Origin of the sequence: Methanococcoides sp. (genome assembly GCF_030594565.1) — an archaeon.
GTDB classification, from domain to species: domain Archaea; phylum Halobacteriota; class Methanosarcinia; order Methanosarcinales; family Methanosarcinaceae; genus Methanococcoides; species Methanococcoides seepicolus.
The window spans coordinates 1-16,288 of record NZ_JAUVEY010000003.1; the positions used below are offsets into that span (position 1 = coordinate 1).

Annotated in this window: 20 protein-coding genes and 2 tRNA genes; 3 read left to right on the forward strand and 19 right to left on the reverse strand. The window is 43.6% G+C overall.

Translation table 11 applies throughout. From position 1 onward, the window contains the following. A partial coding sequence (locus QAS77_RS00520) for a type I restriction-modification system subunit M N-terminal domain-containing protein (protein WP_305063765.1) occupies nt 1-281 on the reverse strand: 281 nt, incomplete at its 3' end. 645 nt (nt 282-926) lie between these two features. Between QAS77_RS00520 and QAS77_RS00525 the strand changes: the two genes are divergently transcribed. From QAS77_RS00525 to QAS77_RS11585, 3 genes are all read left to right on the forward strand, one after another. Next, nucleotides 927-1,130 (forward strand): hypothetical protein, encoded by a 204-nt coding sequence (locus QAS77_RS00525; RefSeq protein ID WP_305063766.1) that lies wholly within the window; start codon nt 927-929, stop codon nt 1,128-1,130. A 243-nt stretch (nt 1,131-1,373) separates the two neighbouring features. After that, entirely contained in the window at nt 1,374-1,697 is a 324-nt protein-coding gene (locus QAS77_RS00530) for a hypothetical protein (protein WP_305063767.1), read from the forward strand. Between the two features lie 436 nt (nt 1,698-2,133). Beyond that, a complete protein-coding gene (locus tag QAS77_RS11585) occupies nt 2,134-2,232 on the forward strand; it encodes a hypothetical protein (RefSeq protein ID WP_442920350.1) in 99 nt (32 codons plus the stop codon). Nucleotides 2,233-3,274: 1,042 nt separating this feature from the next. Here QAS77_RS11585 and QAS77_RS00535 read toward each other — a convergent pair. The 18 genes from QAS77_RS00535 to serA all read right to left on the reverse strand — a co-directional run bounded on the left by QAS77_RS00535 (nt 3,275) and on the right by serA (nt 16,258). Beyond that, nucleotides 3,275-3,349 (reverse strand) — tRNA-Ile (locus QAS77_RS00535). Between the two features lie 22 nt (nt 3,350-3,371). Next, nucleotides 3,372-3,444: transfer RNA gene (locus tag QAS77_RS00540), tRNA-Asn, on the reverse strand. 135 nt (nt 3,445-3,579) lie between these two features. After that, a complete protein-coding gene (gene amrS / locus QAS77_RS00545) occupies nt 3,580-4,605 on the reverse strand; it encodes an AmmeMemoRadiSam system radical SAM enzyme (protein WP_250868428.1) in 1,026 nt (341 codons plus the stop codon). Between the two features lie 220 nt (nt 4,606-4,825). After that, on the reverse strand, nt 4,826-5,794 hold the full coding sequence (locus tag QAS77_RS00550) for a polyprenyl synthetase family protein (protein ID WP_250868688.1): 969 nt from the start codon (nt 5,792-5,794) through the stop codon (nt 4,826-4,828). Between the two features lie 28 nt (nt 5,795-5,822). Further along, nucleotides 5,823-7,166, reverse strand: a complete 1,344-nt coding sequence (locus QAS77_RS00555) for an RNase J family beta-CASP ribonuclease (RefSeq protein ID WP_250868687.1) — start codon at nt 7,164-7,166, stop codon at nt 5,823-5,825. 95 nt (nt 7,167-7,261) lie between these two features. Further along, nucleotides 7,262-8,350: a type 2 isopentenyl-diphosphate Delta-isomerase gene (fni, locus tag QAS77_RS00560; protein WP_420846943.1), complete on the reverse strand. Its 1,089-nt coding sequence runs from the start codon at nt 8,348-8,350 to the stop codon at nt 7,262-7,264. A 25-nt stretch (nt 8,351-8,375) separates the two neighbouring features. Further along, nucleotides 8,376-9,149, reverse strand: coding sequence for an isopentenyl phosphate kinase (locus QAS77_RS00565; RefSeq protein WP_250868685.1), 774 nt, complete (start codon nt 9,147-9,149; stop codon nt 8,376-8,378). After that, the gene (locus QAS77_RS00570) at nt 9,146-10,057 is read right to left on the reverse strand and encodes a mevalonate kinase (protein ID WP_250868684.1); all 912 of its coding nucleotides are present in this window, start codon (nt 10,055-10,057) and stop codon (nt 9,146-9,148) included. The genes QAS77_RS00565 and QAS77_RS00570 overlap by 4 nt, the downstream gene beginning before the upstream one ends. Before the next feature lie 21 nt (nt 10,058-10,078). Further along, nucleotides 10,079-10,873, reverse strand: a complete 795-nt coding sequence (locus QAS77_RS00575) for an MEMO1 family protein (protein WP_305063768.1) — start codon at nt 10,871-10,873, stop codon at nt 10,079-10,081. Between the two features lie 72 nt (nt 10,874-10,945). Next, entirely contained in the window at nt 10,946-11,590 is a 645-nt protein-coding gene (gene rpsB, locus QAS77_RS00580) for a 30S ribosomal protein S2 (protein WP_305063769.1), read from the reverse strand. A 13-nt stretch (nt 11,591-11,603) separates the two neighbouring features. Then, nucleotides 11,604-11,783, reverse strand: coding sequence for a DNA-directed RNA polymerase subunit K (locus QAS77_RS00585; protein ID WP_250868681.1), 180 nt, complete (start codon nt 11,781-11,783; stop codon nt 11,604-11,606). A gap of 320 nt (nt 11,784-12,103) precedes the next feature. After that, nucleotides 12,104-12,292, reverse strand: a complete 189-nt coding sequence (locus tag QAS77_RS00590; protein ID WP_172368685.1) for a DNA-directed RNA polymerase subunit N — start codon at nt 12,290-12,292, stop codon at nt 12,104-12,106. Nucleotides 12,293-12,306: 14 nt separating this feature from the next. Next, nucleotides 12,307-12,711: a 30S ribosomal protein S9 gene (locus QAS77_RS00595; protein ID WP_250868680.1), complete on the reverse strand. Its 405-nt coding sequence runs from the start codon at nt 12,709-12,711 to the stop codon at nt 12,307-12,309. 13 nt (nt 12,712-12,724) lie between these two features. Then, nucleotides 12,725-13,144, reverse strand: coding sequence for a 50S ribosomal protein L13 (locus tag QAS77_RS00600; protein ID WP_250868679.1), 420 nt, complete (start codon nt 13,142-13,144; stop codon nt 12,725-12,727). Nucleotides 13,145-13,154: 10 nt separating this feature from the next. Continuing rightward, the gene (locus QAS77_RS00605) at nt 13,155-13,535 is read right to left on the reverse strand and encodes a 50S ribosomal protein L18e (RefSeq protein WP_250868678.1); all 381 of its coding nucleotides are present in this window, start codon (nt 13,533-13,535) and stop codon (nt 13,155-13,157) included. A gap of 130 nt (nt 13,536-13,665) precedes the next feature. After that, nucleotides 13,666-14,133 (reverse strand): DUF2240 family protein, encoded by a 468-nt coding sequence (locus QAS77_RS00610; protein WP_250868677.1) that lies wholly within the window; start codon nt 14,131-14,133, stop codon nt 13,666-13,668. Beyond that, the gene (locus QAS77_RS00615; RefSeq protein ID WP_250868676.1) at nt 14,133-14,612 is read right to left on the reverse strand and encodes a hypothetical protein; all 480 of its coding nucleotides are present in this window, start codon (nt 14,610-14,612) and stop codon (nt 14,133-14,135) included. The genes QAS77_RS00610 and QAS77_RS00615 overlap by 1 nt, the downstream gene beginning before the upstream one ends. A 74-nt stretch (nt 14,613-14,686) precedes the next feature. Continuing rightward, nucleotides 14,687-16,258 carry a phosphoglycerate dehydrogenase gene (gene serA / locus QAS77_RS00620; RefSeq protein WP_305063770.1) on the reverse strand — a complete coding sequence of 524 codons (1,572 nt, stop codon included), beginning with the start codon at nt 16,256-16,258 and terminating at the stop codon, nt 14,687-14,689. Nucleotides 16,259-16,288 lie beyond the last annotated feature (30 nt).

Here is a 16,288-nt window from a genome sequence, read left to right on the forward strand (position 1 = left end):
TTCAGATGCTTGAGATTGTCCCATCTGGCTTCTTCAGGGACATAGTATAGGTATTCAGTAGGAGAATCAGCCATTGACTCTGCATCATCATTTGTAAGCCCCTCAGCAATCCATTTTTGGATGATCTTTTCACGCTTTTCATCGAACTGATCTGACATCCTTTTCAGGAAGAGCATTCCAAAAATGTATTCTTTGTATTCGGATGCATCCATCGAGCCACGCAGGATGTCAGCAGCCTTGAATAGATGGGACTCAAGTTGTTGAAGGGTCAGTTTCGCCATGTCCCTCTAATAAATTGCCAAGGGTTATAAATTTGCTTATTTGGTGTTGGTTGTGGGGATTTACTATAAGATAAGTTCGATTTCAAAAAAGTAAATAACAGCCCTCAAAAAGGGCTATTAAAGACATCTAACGGACCCGGTGGGTGTGTAAGCCTGGGTATTGTGTACAGGAATATAGTGTGTAGATCTGTTGACCCTACCAAGATGCTGACAAATCCGGCAATTAGCACTGCTCAAAGATCGTCAACACGTTTGCTTTCATTGTCGGTGTTTTCCGTTTAAACCCTCTTGGTCTCCAACAGATAGATTATCCCGAATGTTGCAAATCCAGCTGTGCTTAAAAGCAACAGACTGGTCACCGTTGAGTTTATATTCTCTCTTATAAAATAAATCGAATAGTATATTATTAAAAAAGAAATTACCCCTAATGAAATGATAATTGTTTTCACTATTTTTTCATTTTTCATTTACTCCCCCTCTCCCACATTCATGACAGTGTTCACATTTATAATAAATTTCCATAGTTTCTTTGTATACAATTAATTATGTGTTATTTATAATTTCTCCTACTCTTTTGTGCATAATGGTCGTTTGCGGCAATGTTATATATTAGAATTCAAATTAAGGAGTGAGGGGTTCAAAAACATGGGTTTTATTCTTAAATTTAAATCAAGAGTTGTCGAGCTATTGAGTAAGAATCAAAAAAATATTCGTATATTAGCTATTCTTTTGTTGATAATGACGGCAGGAACAAAAATAGCATTAAATATTGATCCAGTATATGCACCCATGGGGACGGTGGGTGGCCTTATTTTTGGTATGAATCTAACATACTATATTTTCCAATGATAAAGCAAGGCACAAAGCAGGTCATAAACGGTATAATGGCATGCTTAGCCATTCTTTTTTTTATTTTGAAATTCAACCTTCCACGAAGTACAAATGCTGTCTATCTGGACAATACATCTCGAGTTCGATCTTCATTCTCTGAATCAAATCGCAACAGTATCGTGAAGCTACACCGAAGTACTTCTTCAGGAGCTTGCAGAATTCGTCGTTAGTCATGCCATCGTACATGAAGTCGCGGAGTTCGTGAACGACGCTTATAGCAAGTTCTTCTTCGGAGACGGTATCGGTGACTTCTGCACCGACTACTACCGATGGAAAAAAATCCCCGAATTCCTGGCTAAAGTCGATGAGCTTACCCTCGATCATGAAAATGCTACTCGTGCTGGATTGTTAAGAGAATGTTACAAAGGCCTTGATCTCAAGCGTGGTAAGATCGAGCAGGACAAGAATACCCATCTACACTATGTCCAGGAGATTGCTGATCTCAAAGGCCTAAAGAAGCAGAAGGTCGAGCATTCTGGAAGTGTTGAACATTACTGGAAGTGTAGTCGTCTATCTGCCGGATAATGGGCGTGAAAAAACAGGAAACGATGATTGAAAGTTGAGTTCTAAAAGGACAAGAATTCGAAAGTGGGAGACGAATTGGCAAATGTCCTTCAGAACTCATTAGATATAATATATATTTTTTATATATATATAAATATATCTGCGTGTGCTGAACAACTGTAGAGGAATGCGACAATGATTGGAATAAGGGCACAATGTTATGAAGAAACAGAAATTTGAAATGAGTTCTAAAGGGCAAAAAATAAGTTTTGGGGAGTGGGGGGTACTGCCCTTAAAGAACTCGCTAAATCCACATACATTATGCGTCTATAAATAGATTTCCACATAGAGCAATCGAAGAGGAACATATCAATGATTGAAATCAGACCACAACATCAATTATTAGAATCGACTGCAGATATCGTATTCTATGGTAGGCAACTGGCAGCTCCGCTTAATGCACGAGATTGGTCATGAAATTGGAATGACACATACTATGCAGGAAGGATTTGTCATGCATCCTTGGGGGATGAAAAGAGATAAAAGATTACTTTAATCACGGGCATAGGAGTCATTGATAAGAGAATATCACCTTTCAGTGAACTGACGCCCCCACAAGTTCCCCAACTCGCTTCATACCGTACGGCTCCCATACCCATGCAATATATGGATTTGTAGATTTAAATACATTACTATAGGGGAAAGATGTTTTAATGTTTTAAGAGAGATTTATTTCCTTGTAACTATTATTCGAACAAAAAGAGAAATCTATTATCCGGATGGAATGAATGAGATAGGGGGGTAAGAAAGGGTGTTTAGTGGTACTTTGTCAACAAAGTGCAATTGTTTGACAGAAAATATGTCCTCTCTCCCCTCTCCCACACTGTGAATTCGTTTATAGGTTAAAACGCATTGCGGTAGTACATTTAAATATTTTTATTGTAGATACATTTAATAGAACTGTCATTTGAACAAAAAGAGAAATCTATTATTCAGATGTGGAAGTCGGAAGCTAGATGGAGTGAACATATGGATTGAAGTGTATTTGTCAACCCTGGGGAACAATCGATTGACAAAAAATCCTTTCGCTCCCGCTCCCATATAGAATATTGGTTTTTGAGTTAAAACGCATTGTGGTTCAAGAGTTATTCGTTTTGGGGTTGTGATGCATCCTTGGAGGATGAAGGGGAGAATGTATTATTTTGTCCCCATCTTTTCTACCTCTTCAAACACTTCTGGATACTGAGATCTCAACGCAGCGTCTTTCGAATAACTGAAAAAACACAGGTGTGGGGGATATGTCTACTCCCATAAGCCCATAGAGAGAGTTATGAGTGTATGCATATGTTTTTCCTTTTCTTATGTGAGATGTCTGGGTACTGGTGGGCTCTGGGCTTCCAGCCGGTGTAGATCTGCTTAATTTATGTACACTTGCACAGAAACCAACGAGTGGTATAACTTTGCTTAATTTGTGTGCTTCTGGACAGAATTTAACGGCTGGTATAGTCTAGATTAATTTCTAACAGATATCACACAATTACCATTGAAGCTAAGTACAAAATATAGACATCTGAATAGGACTATCTAAAGAATTTAGATGGGCCTAACCGGATTTGAACCGGTGATCGCTCGGTTATGAGCCGAGCGCTCTAACCTGACTAAGCTATAGGCCCTCGAAAAAAAGAAACTAAAGAGCGCCGCCAACAGGGCTCGAACCTGTGACATTCTGGTTAACAGCCAGACACTCTACCAACTGAGTTATGGCGGCACTTGATGGCGCTTCAACGCACGATTCCTCATAATGCAACTATCGGATTTAAACCTTTTGTTCGGAAGCGTTAAATGGACTGCAACAGACTTGAATTTTGCCCAATTCCGCGACAAATAAATGGAAAATGTAGATTCAAGCTCCACAATATTCGCCATAGATGATAATAGGTGCCCCACAATTGCCGCACTTGTGATCCGGAGTGAGATTGTGATCCTTCACATCGAAGACACCCCGCACAATAACGGGCTCACCACAGGACGGACAGAAAGTGTTCTCATATTTATGTCCGAACACATTACCGATATATACATACTTCAATCCCGCCTCCAATGCGATTCGGTGTGCCGTCTCGAGGGTCTCAACGGGAGTAGGAGGAAGATGTTTCATTTTATAATATGGCTGGAACCTTGTGAAATGAACGGGCGTATCCTCACCCAAGTTCTCAAACACCCATTCGGAAAGCTCACGCAACTCATCCTCAGAATCATTTAGCGTGGGAATGACAAGGTTTACTACCTCAACGTGCATCCCAAGTTCCCTCGCAAGCTTTGCAGACTCCAGAACAGGTGCGAGCCGGGCACCCACGACTTCCTTATAGAATTTTTCTGAAAAGGCCTTGATATCCACCCTGAAAGCATCAAGATAAGGCGATATGTGTTCCAGTGCTTCAGGTGTGATGTAACCGTTGGTCACATAGACCGTATCCAGCCCAGCCTCTTTTGCAAGCTTTGCAGAATCATAGGTATATTCATACCATATAGTAGGCTCATTATAAGTCCATGCTATCGACCTACATCCCGTAGCAAGAGCCCGATCTATGGCCTGTTCGGGAGTTATTTCAATTGAATTAGCCTCATCAAGGCCTACCTGTGAAATTGTCCAGTTCTGACAGTGTTTGCACCTGAAATTGCATCCGATGGTCCCCAAAGAATAAACGGATGAACCTGGATTAAAATGGAACAGTGGTTTTTTCTCGATCGGATCGACCGCTTCACTGGAAACCGTAGCATAGATCAAAGAATAAAGAGTACCCTCACGATTCTCACGCACCCCACAAATACCGGTCTTGCCCTTAGAGATCCTGCAACGATGATTGCACAGGCTACACCGTACTTTCCCGTCTTCCAGCTTTTCATAGAACATTGCTTCTTTTATCATCTCATTCCCCAAGACTACATTAGAGTTGATGGTTGAAAAGGATTATTGAAGAGTTGGACCTCATGCTCAACGGCATCCATACTGAATAAAGTGGAACTAATGAAACAATAGCTTAGAGATTTGAAGAACCTAACCAATAAAATGAATCTGATCAAATAAAAAAGATCATAAAAATAAGATGCTCCCCTTTTAAATAAGGGGATACTAACCGTCGATCAGATCAATAATTTCGGGTTACCATATAATCTGCAACAGCGAGAAGAATGTTCTTTGCTTCGGAATCACCAAGGACATCGAGCATTTTCTTACCCCTCTCAAGTGTTTCTGTGGAAAGGTCCTGTGCATATTTAATTGAACCCGAGCCTTCGAGGATAGAAACCGCTTCATCTATCTGTTCTGGAGAAACTGAACCGCCCTTGCCGAATATTTCCAGTTCGACACCATGGTTGAGTGCATGGATAGCTATCAGAGTCCTCTTTCCTTCAATGAGATCACTACCTCTGACCTTGCCAAGGATATCTTCAGGAGTTACCATATCGATGACATCATCCTGTATCTGGAAACTGATCCCAACAAGACGACCGAACTCATACATAGCATCAGCAACCTCATCGGAAGCTCCTCCCAGAAGTGCACCTACTTTAGCTGCTGCACCGTAAAGCACCGAGGTCTTCTTTTCGACCATTTCAAGATACTCTTCTTCTGAAACTGCATCGCGTTTCTCAAAATCGATATCCATCCACTGACCTTCACATATCTCAGTACAGGTCTTAGAAAGGAGTGCAACACATTTCAGAATGCTTCCAGGATCTTTTTCCATTACGGAGAGGATCTCAAAAGCTTTTGAATAAAGAGTATCTCCCGCAAGGATCGCGCCTTCGCTGCCCCACTTTACATGGACAGCAGGCATTCCGCGTCTTACATCGTCATTGTCCATGATATCATCATGAACAAGGGTGAAATTGTGGACCAGTTCCAGTGCAACGGCTGCCGGAATAACTGACATAGGGTCACCGCCGACAGCTTCCGTGGAAAGCATAAGAACCGCTGGGCGAAGACGCTTTCCACCTGCGTCCGGCAGATATCTCGAAGCTTTATAGAGCTCTTCCGGATGTGAGATCGGAAGCAATTCTTCTATACCTTTATCAACATATACACTTCGTTTTTTTAGCTCATCCATAAGATCCATATGATCACACCCGATTTAATTTAAATAATCATTCTTCAATATACAGTTCTTCACCATTTCTAAGCATGTGGACCGTATCACCAAGGATATAGCCTGCATCTTCCGCCATTTCAATATAAGCGCTGTGCATACCGATGTTTCCGTGCGCAGGGATCACATGTTCAGGATTGATCATCCTCAGAAGTTCCCAGTGGTCTTCACGGTAAGCGTGACCTGAAACGTGCACATCATCATAGATACGGGCACCCTTCATCTTAAGTTTGGTCTCGAGTGCATAGCGGTTTGCTTGCGTCATAGGGCTTGGTATGATATTTGCAGAGAATATTATACGGTCACCGGATTCAACTTCAAATGGTGTGTCACCACTTGCAACACGTGAAAGGATAGCACCTGGTTCTCCCTGATGGCCTGTAACGATAGGCAAGTATTTTTCTTTGCCTTCTGACATGATCTTCTTGAAAGCCCGGTCGATGTCCTTACGTTTACCATATATCTCAACATTCTTCGGGAAATCGATATATCCCATGTTCTTTGCAGTTACCACATATTTGTCCATGGAACGTCCCATGAGTACAGGGATACGGCCCATCTCTCCTGCAACCTGAATGATAGAGTTGATACGTGCAATGTGAGATGCAAATGTAGTGACGACCATACCGACATCGGATTCCTCGGTACCCAGGAGTACATCGCGCACCATATCATGAGCGATCTTTTCTGATGGGGTCTTACCTTTGCGGTTTGCATTGGTACTCTCCACGATCATGCATATGACACCTTCCTTTCCAAGCTCCCTGAGCCTTTCAAAGTCAGGTGCCTCACCAAGTGTTGGTGTGCGGTCAAGCTTGAAATCGCATGCGTAAAGAACAGCACCTACAGGTGTATGTACTGCAACGAACACCGCATCGATGATACTGTGCTGTACACGGATAAGTTCAATGGAAACATCATCATTTATCTGATAGGTGCCACCAGCCTCTATCGGAATTATCTTGTTCTTGACACCGAACTTACGTTCGGATTCGATCTGCTGTTTTATAAGGGCTGCCGTATAAGGCGTACCGATGATAGGAGCAGTGTACCTGTGAGCAAGTTTTGGTATTGCACCGATGTGATCAAGGTGACCATGTGTACAAACAATAGCAGCAACGTTGCCGTTGACCTGCTTCATGATCGTGTCGTCAGGTATTGCACCCATTTCTATAAGCTCAAGGGAATGCATCTTATCAATTTCCACATCCTCATGGATCTGGACCCTATCTAATCTCAGGCCCATATCAACGATAATGATGTCTTCGTCAACTCTTATAGCAGTCATATTACGACCCATTTCGTTATAGCCGCCTACTGCTATGATTCCAATATCTGTCATATAATTCCTCCAATTTATCTGTATTTTCTAATTCAATGATAACTTTTGGTCATCTTGACCAAAAAATGACTGTGAATTTCGACTTAGTAAACCTATCAAAGGTCAGACCTTATGTCAAGGTCCTTTGGATCAAAACCACGCTGTGTGATGTATTCTTTTGTCCATCCGGTTACAGTGACCTTTGAACTAGTACGAAGCTCATTGATATTACCACACCCGCAAAGGAACATTGCGACCCTCAGTTCATTGAGCATCTTTGACAGGCTTGAGACAACCTCATCCGCTCCAATGAGCGCTGGCCCCACAAAAGGAAGGGCTGCACTTGCAGCATACGCACCAAGAGAAAGGGATTTTGCAATATCGAGACCTGTTCGCACACCACCCGTTGCCACCACGGGAACAAAGCTTCGGCATTCGAGAACACTGGAAACAGTAGGTATACCGAAGTCCCAGTAGAGATTGCCCAGATCCTCTGAGATGACATCTCCGCTATCATGTGCCCTATATACTTCCACACCTGACCAGCTTGTACCTCCGACACCACCCACATCAATTGCACTTACACCTGCTTCTTTCAACAATGCAGCATCTTCTTTAGAGATACCAGCACCGGTCTCCTTCGCGATAATCGGGACATTGAGAGAACAAACCTCTTCGATCATTTCGAGTACACCTGTAGCGTCTCGATCACCTTCAGGCTGTATCGCCTCCTGAAGGAAATTCAAATGTACTGCCAGAGCATCCGCATCCAGCATATCAACGAGCTTCTCTATTGCTTCGATACCATATTCCTTAATCTGGGCTGCACCTACATTTCCATAAACGAATGCATTTGGTGCTTTATCACGGACCACACTGAAAGAACTTTCCTGCCCAGGGTCCTCGATCGCAGCCCTTTGACTTCCCACACCGATCCCTACACCCAATTCCTCAGCAGCTTCCGCAAGAGCGGCATTTACCGGAGTTGTGTCTGGATGCCCACCTGTAATAGATGCTATAAGGAATGGAGCCTTCAATGATTTGCCTAAAAATTCTGTGGACAGATCGATCTCGTCCATATGTATCTGTGGCAATGCCTTGTGAATAAGCATAACATCATCGAATCCGGATGTTACGTTCCTGGCTTCCACTGGACGTTTTGCACAATGTTCAAGGTGCTCGATCTTTCTCTTGGATGTACTCAAATCTATCAAACCTGTTAATGTATTATTATGAATCTTTTATTGCGGTACCGATGTTCTCACCATTTAGAAAACTCGACACGCTTCCCACTACGGTTGCATTGAATATATAGGAGGTTATACTTGATGTTTTGCCAAGTTCCAGCATTTCAAGCACTTTTCCGAGCATTCCACCGGTCACATCAGTTCCAGCCGAACCGCCGATATACGCCTTTACCTCATCGAAATTCTCTGCAGTGATCACAGGGATAGTCTCACCTTTATCATCGAACACACCATCTGCTGCACTCCCAACTCCAATTCTGGAAGCCTGTAACTGGGTTGCAAGATAGGGTATCACCTGATCACCGGAGATGATGGATACGCCTTTTACCTCATCCATTACAACATCACCGTGCAATACCGGAACAAGCCCTTTCTCAAGCATCAACCTGATACTTCCGAGATACATGTCCGAGATGCGACCGTTCTTTGCGACCGTACAACACATTGGATGTACTGATATCGCATTCACACCTTCATCATTGAGAATTCCAACTACGATACGGTTCAATGCCTTTACTGCATTGTGAGTGACAACAGCCCCTTCCGCATGGAAACCTTCCGTAAGGGCATATCGTTTTGCCTGGGGGTGACCGTACGACCCTGCACCATGCACAATGATAAGTTTACCTTCAAAACCGGATATTTCACGTGCTATCCGGATTATCTCTTCTTCCCAGGCAAGCCCGTCTTCCGATCTCTTATCGGTAATGACGCTACCACCGATCTTCAATATAGTTATCCCGTTATTTGAGTTCACTGGCATTCCACCTTGACACCTACATCTGTCGCATTGGTCACAACAACTTCCCCGCCAGCCATACTGATCGCCTCTGCCACCGAATCCACATTCTCACGCGGAGAGATAGCGACCATACAACCACCGCCACCTGCACCGGTTATCTTTGAACCATACGCACCATTTTCACGTGCAGCGTATATAAGGGAACCCAGCTCAGCACAACTTACACCAATAGCATCAAGCAGACCCTGATCGATATTCATAAGTTCGCCAACAGAAACATAGTCCCCATTGTTCACAAGATCTTCACCAATAACAGACAGCTTTCCAATGGATAATAATACAGGTCCCACAACATCAGGGAACCTTTTATTAAGATCAGCCACATTACCCACGAGCTCTTTTGTGGATGAGAACATATTCGTATTGCCTATAATTATCCCGCAATCAATTAGTTCAAGTTTTTTACGCTGTGGTATCAGAACCACGCCACCCATGGTACATACATACGTATCTGTGGGACTTGCTGCACCCTGTATCTTCTGCTCGACCTCATGCCCCATCTTTGCGATATCATCCAGTTCAAGTCCGAGGTCCAGCAAAGTATCCATTGCCTTGATCGTAGCCACAGTAACTGCTGCAGAAGAACCTAGCCCGGAACCTACCGGAATATCAGAACTTATGCGCAGGTCCACCCCATCAAAGGAGGAGATCTCCCGAAAGCGTTCGAGGACCGCTGAAACATAAGGATGAACTTCAAAATCGATGCCCGTAGTTCCAAGAGATGAACTTATGGTGATCGTGTCCGCAGGAGATACGGTAACCCTGGTACGAATATCCACTGCACAACAAATGGCAGGCTCTCCATAGACCACTGCGTGTTCACCGAACAGATATACTTTACCAGGTGCAGAACAGGTGATCATAATAATGTCTCCTTTAGATGATCATTTTACAATGATGGCAGCATACCCTACAACCATCGGATCCCCAGTAACATCCCCACTGGTACCATATTTGACCAGCTCGGTGTTCTTAGCACCACATTCCTTTGCAGCTGTCAACATTGCTGTTATTGGACCGTATCCGCAAGCTGTGATGTCTTTCTCGTACTTTCTCCGATAAATTTCAGGTACGTCCATATCAAGAATGGCATCAATAAGATAATTGTCAGACTTTTCAGCTTTTTCCTGAAGCACATAATGTGAAAGATCACTTGATGCAATGAATACGACCTTTTTACCCGATTCCTTTACAGCACGAGCTACTTCCAGACCTACCTCGACAGCAGTATCTTCATCCTGCATCCCCATGCAAATTGGCAGGACCTTAAAATCGCTTCCGAATCGGAATTGTAGGAAAGGTATCTGCACTTCCACAGAATGCTCATATCGGTGGGCAACTTCATCCATATCGATAATGGTTCCTGCAAGCAGTTTGCCCAGTTCCCTATCAGTCTCGACATCTCCGAAAGGTGTATTCCAGACATCCTGGGACATTGCGATTGGAGAACCATATCCTGTATGGTTTGGTCCAAATATCACGTATGTGTCTGCTTTCGGAAGCCTTGCAAAAGCATGTGCTGCAACCGGACCGGAATAGACATAACCTGCATGTGGAACCACTGCACCTATCACGTCTTCAGACTTTATCTCAAGACCATGAAAGCATTTCACGATTTCTTTACGCAGTGCCTTTGTGCTCAGCGGATAGAACTGCCCTGCAACTGTTGGTTGTCTCATACTACTGTTCCCCCTGTTACAAACGGGATATATTATGTATGAGTGAGGTTACGAAAAATGAGAACAGGTCAATTAAAGACCTGTTTCAAATTCACTTGCTTCATAGTTGAAAGGAATATCCCTTTCGTTTGCGATCTCTCTTGCCAGAAGCCAATATACGAGGGAAAGTGCTTTTCTACCCTTGTTGTTGGTTGGAATGACAAGATCTACATTGGAGGTCATGTTGTTAGTGTCACAAAGTGCAACAACAGGAATACCTACATTTACAGCTTCCCTGATAACCTGTGCATCTCCTGCAGGATCGGTCACAATTACTACATCTGGCTCAAAGAAACCTTCCTGGACAGGGTTTGTAAGACTGCCTGGAATGAACCTACCGACCTTTGAAACTGCTCCAACTGACTTTGAGAACATAGTTGCTGGATACTGACCATACTGACGTGCGGATACGACAAGTATTCTGGATGGGTCATACTTTGAAAGGAAATGTGCAATAGATCTGATCCTGTCATCAGTTGACTGTATGTCGAGTACGTAAAGTCCATCTGTCCTTACACGGTAAACGAACTTCATCATGTTCTGTGTCTTCTGCTGGGTACCAATGTGTACACCTGCTGCCAGATACTCATCTATAGGGACAAGTGATGTGGACTCTGTGTTCTCTGCTGCTGCGCTTGTTTCAGCTGTAATCTCAATATTTTGATCCGTATTATCCATAAATTCACCTCAGTTATCGTAAATTTCTCTTGACTGAAATAGGTATAACGCCTTTCTCAAATTCAACTGTAGCTAGATATAATGCGTCAGTGCTATCGTCTTCGACCAATATGGGTGCTTCCATTGCAATCTGAAGTGATCTTGCCCCTATGATCCTTGCACGTTCATATCTAGTGTATTTCTCATTGCTCAATTAATCACCCTTATTAAAAAATCCTTAATGAAATATTTTGAACAAACATAGTCAGACGATATTATATATTAACAAATAATCAAATCCAGAAACAGTATTCATTTGGTTTCGTTCTGACTTATTAAATATATGAAAGTTTTATTCGGAATCCCTCCGAATGTGGTTATCGATCTTAGTGAAGGCTGATATTATCAGTTAGCCTAAAATGGGCCAATGGAACCGCTGAGATCGGTCCTCAGGTACCGGTTTATTTCGCACAGATTCCAATAAAGGGCTGTGGCCCGAACACCAAAAGGTGCTCGGAGTACCTTGCAACCCATTTACTGATATGGAGCCATTGTGTCCACAAGCTCGACATGAGCAAGGAACATTCTCCTGCAACAATACCTAACGAACTTAAGGTCATCGAGTACTGTAGCAGGGTCTTCTCCTTCACCTGTACGACGTTTGTACTCTTCCCAGCTTTCCGCAATAACCTTTCCACATGTGAAACAGCGAACTGGAATCATTGTAACTACCCGCCTTACCTGTAAGATTTCTGATATTTAGCACGTGCACCGGGTCCACCGAACTTCTTGGTCTCTTTCTTCCTGGCATCGTTTACCAGAAGATTCCTGTCGTATGCCATGAAAGCATCTCTGAGGTCGGTGTCGTTGGTCCACTCTACAATTCCTCTTGCGATAGCAGTCCTGATCGCATTTGCCTGGCCCATGATTCCGCCACCACTGACCTTTACATCAATGTCAAGGCCAGAAACAGCTTCGCTTGCCAGCATTAGAGGTTCGATGATCTTAAGTTTTGCGAACATAGGTTCGTAGATCTCAACAGGTTTCTTGTTGATCCTAGCTTTACCTGTTCCTGCAGAAACTGTTGCTCGTGCAATTGCAGTTTTGTTTTTACCGGACGTATTAACAACTTTAGTAGCCATGAATAAATCTCCCTTAGAATTTAGAACCTAACTTGCGGCTTACATCGCCAATGGTCACATACTTGTTAGAGCTAAGACGTGTCATTTCTGCACCATCGACACTAACAAATTCTGCATCCTGGTATTCATAAGGAATGCCTACATACACCTTCAGGCGACCCATTGCGTCTTTGCCCCTTGCTCGTTTGTAAGGAAGCATACCCCTGACGGTCCTCTTGAGGATCCTGTCTGGTCTCCTAGGGAAGTAAGGACCGAATTCACGTGTGCCCATATTTCGAATAACGTCATATTCCTCAAAGGTAGTTACCTTTGAACCGGAGATCACTGCACGCTCTGCATTCACAATGGAGACTTCTTCTCCTGAAAGCAACATCTTTGCAACGTTACTTGCGAGCCTGCCCATAATCAAACCATTTGCATCGATTACTGTCATTTGAAACACCTCATTGCATGATCCTTATGCCAGAACCTGCTGGATTCTCTTCCAGAATCTGTTCAATGGTCATGCACTTTCCACCTGCACTTGTGATCTTGTCCACAGCAGTTGTACTGAATGTTAGTGCTGCGACAGTTACAGCGTGACCGAGTGCGCCTGCACCCAATACCTTTCCAGGTACAAGTACGAGGTCATTCTCGGCTGCATGCCTGTTGATCTTGCTCAGATTTACCTCAGCATAGATCCTGCTAGGTTTCTCGAGCCTCTTTGCCATATCCTTCCAGATAGGTGCATCATTCTCACGTGCAGTATCCTTAAGCACAGAGATCAATGCAGGAATCCTTGGATTGGTTTTCCTTGTAATTTTCATTTGTGTTTTTTTACTCATAATGTCCCTCCGCAAGTTTTCTTACTCACGCAGTAATGCGTTCGAACATTGAACACTTCCCAGTCGATAATTAACTGGAGTTGTCACAATCATATTAATAGTACATAAAGATTGTGCGGACTCTAACCCCTCAGACAGACATCCCTGAAACCCTACCATAAACATCATCGAACAGCGGCCCCACATCACAACCCAGTTCATGCGCCACCAGCAAAGCTGCAACCTCTGCATCCAGAAGACCATCCAACGACTCTTGCTTCTGATTGATACGTGAAACGACCTCCCTCTTGTCAATCCCACTATTTGAAACAATAATGTCCATTATCATTTCAATGGTCCCCTTCTCACGGAAAAGATCAGGAGAAGGTTTGAAGCCCGCAGGAATGTCAAGAGAAGATGCATCCAGGTTCAAGACAAGTTCGCCTTCATCGAACTTCAAAATACCAGACATAATACCCTGGTCCCTCACCTTTGAAGCTTGGGCCGGAGACATCCATTTAAGATCGAAGGACAACGAGAACTCGAAGTCCTTTATCGAAAGAGAAGAAGTAGCATTCTTCTTAAAAGGAGATGCTACCACAAGAGAAAGTTCGTCCATTATGCACCACGTCTAAGCTCATCTATAATAGTATCTGCGACCCTGCCGCACTCAGTCCTTTCCGGACCATCTATATGATTGATCCTCAGAGTAAGTACCTCAGACTCAAGGATGGCACGCACCAAATATGCATCACCCCTGATAGGTACACGATTGTACTTCCCATCAAGATAACTATAGGAAAGATTCACCCTGAAATCGATGATTCCCTCCGGTTCAATAGTCTCAAGGACGGAATCCACATTATCATAGTTCAGTGAGGTAAACTCCATACCATTCATAGCGATCTCAACATGTATTCCCCGCTTTGCCTGAATTCGATGTCCTTTCTTAGTAGTCGATTCGGTCACGAACATGCCGAACTTACCGTCCATGCCTGCCATTACCTTCACAAAAAAGATCAGGTCTGAATAATAGCGATGCTTCTGTTCAAACTGGACTTCCCTGTGTGGGAAACGATGGTATACCCGCTTTCTCATCATATAGATACATGCCTCCGATCCAAACACGGAATGTATGCGTGGGCGATCACTGCCCACACATCAAAACAATTTTAAAGTGTAACTAATTTTGCATCAAGTATGCCATCGATGGCACGGATCTCATCAAGTATAGTCTCAGAGACCTCATTGTCAACATTAAGAGCCATGATGGTCTTACCTCCGACTTCCACACGGCCTACCTGCATACCGGAAATATTTATTTCGTTCTCGCCAAGCACTATGCAGCATGGACCAATGACGTTCGGACGATTGATGTGGTTCGAAACGATCATAAAACCATGAGGAACAAGATCCACATACTGACCATCGATCATAACGATCTTTGGCTCACGACCGACCACTGCACCGGAAACGGACTTTGTGTTCGTACCCTGGAAAAGAGTGATCCTAATGGTTGAAGCATGATCTCCGGAAGTTTCGGATTTACTCTCAACTACCTCGACGTTTCGGGACTTGGCCAACGAAGGAGCGTTCACATAGTTCACAGCAGAACCAACTGCATCCTCAAGAATGCCCTTTAAAGCTGCAACAGTTACAGCCCTTGTATCCTTATCAGCAATCTCACCATTGTAAGATATCTCGATCTTATTGTAATTAGCATCAAGAAGCTGTGATGCCACACTACCCAACGTCTCAGCAAGTCCGATATAAGGAGCAAGTGTCGCCATTACTTCTGGCTTCACAGCAGGAATATTGATGGTATTACGTGCAGAGCCACCATTCAGAACAGAAATTACCTCTTCAGCAACAGATACTGCAACATTGACCTGTGCCTCTTCTGTTGATGCACCCAAATGAGGCGTTACGATCACATTATCAAGACCAAGGAAAGGACAGTCAAATGGAGGTTCACTGGTGAATACATCGATAGCAGCACCGGCGATCTTCCCATCCCTTGCAGCATCGGCAAGAGCTTCCTCATTGATAATTCCCCCACGTGCACAATTGATGACCCTTGCGGAGCTCTTCATCATATCGAACTGTGCTTTATCGAGGATATTACGAGTCTCTTTTATAAGCGGAGTATGAACTGTAATGAAATCTGCCCTCTGAGCAATATCGTCAACGGTAGTAAGTTCAACACCCATATCCTTGGCACGGTCTTCAGTAACGAAAGGATCATAGGCCAGAATAGACATTTCAAGACCCTGTGCACGTTTCGCAACTTCAGCACCAATACGCCCCAGACCGATGACACCAAGTGTCTTGCCATTGACCTCGACACCCATGAAGTTCTTACGTTCCCATTTCTTAGCCTTTAAAGAAGCATTCGCCTGAGGGATGTTCCTTGCCATCGACATCATCATAGCGATAGTGTGTTCTGCTGCGGAGAGCATGTTACCCTCAGGAGCATTAACAACAATAATACCTTTCTCGGTAGCTGCATCCACATCGATATTATCGACACCTACACCAGCCCTGCCTACGATCTTAAGATTGTCAGCAGCATCGATGACCCTTTTTGTGACCTGTGTACCACTGCGAATAACAAGAGCATCGAAACTACCGATCTTCTCTACAAGCTCGTCCTCAGAAAGACCCGTTGAAACATCAACGTCAAAATGCTCACTTAACTTTGAAACTCCTTCCTCTGATAATGAATCGCTTACCAATACTTTCATATTTAGAATCTCCGGATGTGATAATAAAAT

Excerpts from the sequence above, each read along its gene's own strand:
- QAS77_RS11585 (WP_442920350.1), top strand. The coding sequence starts at position 2,134 with ATGCACGAGATTGGTCATGAAATTGGAATGACACATACTATGCAGGAA.
- amrS (WP_250868428.1), bottom strand. The coding sequence starts at position 4,605 with ATGATAAAAGAAGCAATGTTCTATGAAAAGCTGGAAGACGGGAAAGTA.
- QAS77_RS00555 (WP_250868687.1), bottom strand. The coding sequence starts at position 7,166 with ATGACAGATATTGGAATCATAGCAGTAGGCGGCTATAACGAAATGGGT.
- QAS77_RS00590 (WP_172368685.1), bottom strand. The coding sequence starts at position 12,292 with ATGATTCCAGTTCGCTGTTTCACATGTGGAAAGGTTATTGCGGAAAGC.
- QAS77_RS00525 (WP_305063766.1), top strand. The coding sequence starts at position 927 with ATGGGTTTTATTCTTAAATTTAAATCAAGAGTTGTCGAGCTATTGAGT.
- QAS77_RS00550 (WP_250868688.1), bottom strand. The coding sequence starts at position 5,794 with ATGGATCTTATGGATGAGCTAAAAAAACGAAGTGTATATGTTGATAAA.
- QAS77_RS00570 (WP_250868684.1), bottom strand. The coding sequence starts at position 10,057 with ATGATCACCTGTTCTGCACCTGGTAAAGTATATCTGTTCGGTGAACAC.
- serA (WP_305063770.1), bottom strand. The coding sequence starts at position 16,258 with ATGAAAGTATTGGTAAGCGATTCATTATCAGAGGAAGGAGTTTCAAAG.
- rpsB (WP_305063769.1), bottom strand. The coding sequence starts at position 11,590 with ATGGATAATACGGATCAAAATATTGAGATTACAGCTGAAACAAGCGCA.
- QAS77_RS00600 (WP_250868679.1), bottom strand. The coding sequence starts at position 13,144 with ATGACAGTAATCGATGCAAATGGTTTGATTATGGGCAGGCTCGCAAGT.
- QAS77_RS00610 (WP_250868677.1), bottom strand. The coding sequence starts at position 14,133 with ATGGACGAACTTTCTCTTGTGGTAGCATCTCCTTTTAAGAAGAATGCT.
- QAS77_RS00615 (WP_250868676.1), bottom strand. The coding sequence starts at position 14,612 with ATGAGAAAGCGGGTATACCATCGTTTCCCACACAGGGAAGTCCAGTTT.
- QAS77_RS00605 (WP_250868678.1), bottom strand. The coding sequence starts at position 13,535 with ATGAGTAAAAAAACACAAATGAAAATTACAAGGAAAACCAATCCAAGG.
- QAS77_RS00595 (WP_250868680.1), bottom strand. The coding sequence starts at position 12,711 with ATGGCTACTAAAGTTGTTAATACGTCCGGTAAAAACAAAACTGCAATT.
- QAS77_RS00575 (WP_305063768.1), bottom strand. The coding sequence starts at position 10,873 with ATGAGACAACCAACAGTTGCAGGGCAGTTCTATCCGCTGAGCACAAAG.